This is a genomic window from Intrasporangium flavum, from assembly GCF_001956915.1.
In the GTDB taxonomy this organism is placed as follows: Bacteria; Actinomycetota; Actinomycetes; order Actinomycetales; family Dermatophilaceae; genus Monashia; species Monashia flava.
Genome location: NZ_MLJO01000029.1, coordinates 1 through 1,429, shown reverse-complemented (window position 1 = coordinate 1,429; position 1,429 = coordinate 1). Strand labels below are relative to the sequence as shown.

The following is a 1,429-nucleotide window of genomic DNA, read 5'->3' as shown; positions in this document are numbered from 1 at the left end:
GCGGCTACTTGTTCCATTGACGGCAGGACCGGTGCCTGCGCAGGCTCGGTTCAGGTGCCCGGGTTGGTCGCTCGCATCAGCGGCTGTCCTTCCTTCGGGTCGTGACTCTCATTTGGCATGCGCCGGCTCGGGCACCGCAGGGCCGGAGAGGCTGAAGAAGGGAATGCGCTGCCGGAAGTAGCGGTGCCCTCCGCGCTCGAGCAACAGCTGGTCCGAGGTGAAGGGAGCGCGTCATGAACGTCGAGGAAGGTCCGGTCGTGATCGGCATGGACCCGCACAAGCGCAGCGTCACGATCGAGGTGATGACCGGCGACGAGAGCGTGCTCGGCGGTGGCCGGTTCGCCACCGATATCGCGGGGTTCGACGCGATGCTCGCCGACGCCCGGCAGTGGCAGGAGCGGACGTGGGCCGTGGAGGGCTGCAACGGGATCGGCCGGCATGTGGCGAACCGGCTCATCGCCGCCGGCGAGCACGTCGTCGACGTCCCGCCGAAGCTGTCGGCGCGGGCCCGCGTGTTCGCGACGGGTCAGGGCCGCAAGACCGACGCCACCGACGCGCACTCGGTCGCGCTCGTCGGGACCCGGATGACCGGGCTGCGGCCCGTGGTCCGGGACGCCCAGCGCGAGGTGCTGCGGATCCTGGTTGACCGGCGTCGCGCCATCGGCGAGGAACACACGTACAAGGTCAACCAGCTGCATGCCCTTGTCCTGGAACTGATTCCGGGCGGCGCGAAGCGTGACCTGTCCGCAGCCCAGGCACGCCGGTTGCTCGCGTCTGTGCGTCCGCGGGACGTCGTCGGCAAGACCCGCAAGCGCGTCGCGATGGAGCTCGTTGTCGACCTCGAGCGGATCTATGCCCGCAAGAAGGCCGCGAACAAGGAGCTGCTGTCGCTGCTGACCGAGGTCGACACCACACTCCTGACCCTGCACGGCATCGGCCCGTCCGGCGCGGCCCGGTTGTTGGCCGAGGTCGGCGACATCACCCGCTTCCCGGACCGGGCGCACTTCGCGTCCTGGACCGGCACCGCCCCGATCGACGCCTCCTCCGGCGATAACGTGCGCCACCGCCTGTCACGCGGCGGGAACCGCAAGATCAACCGGGTGCTGCACATCATGGCCACGGTCCAACTGCGCACCAGGACCACCGAGGGCCGGGCCTACTACGACCGGAAGGTCGCGACCGGAAAGACACCGAACGAAGCGATGCGCTGCCTCAAACGACGCCTGTCCGACACCGTCTATCGCGCCCTGCTCAATGACCTGACGCGGCACGCCGTGACGGGCCCGGGAGGACACTCGGGCAACGACTCTGACTCCAGCGCGACCGGCTCACAGCCCGCGACCGGCTCTTCGGACAAGTCACTTCCCGGACCCGCCAACATCAAGCCTACGACCTCCCTGCACCAGGCCTCTTGACACAGAAGGGAGCC

Annotated in this window: 1 protein-coding gene; it reads left to right on the top strand. The window is 68.9% G+C overall.

Annotated features, from left to right (window positions below; translation table 11 throughout):
- The first annotated feature begins 233 nt into the window (after window positions 1-233).
- Window positions 234-1,415 (top strand): IS110 family RNA-guided transposase, encoded by a 1,182-nt coding sequence (locus tag BIV28_RS18810; RefSeq protein ID WP_076264070.1) that lies wholly within the window; start codon window positions 234-236, stop codon window positions 1,413-1,415.
- Window positions 1,416-1,429: the final 14 nt, after the last annotated feature.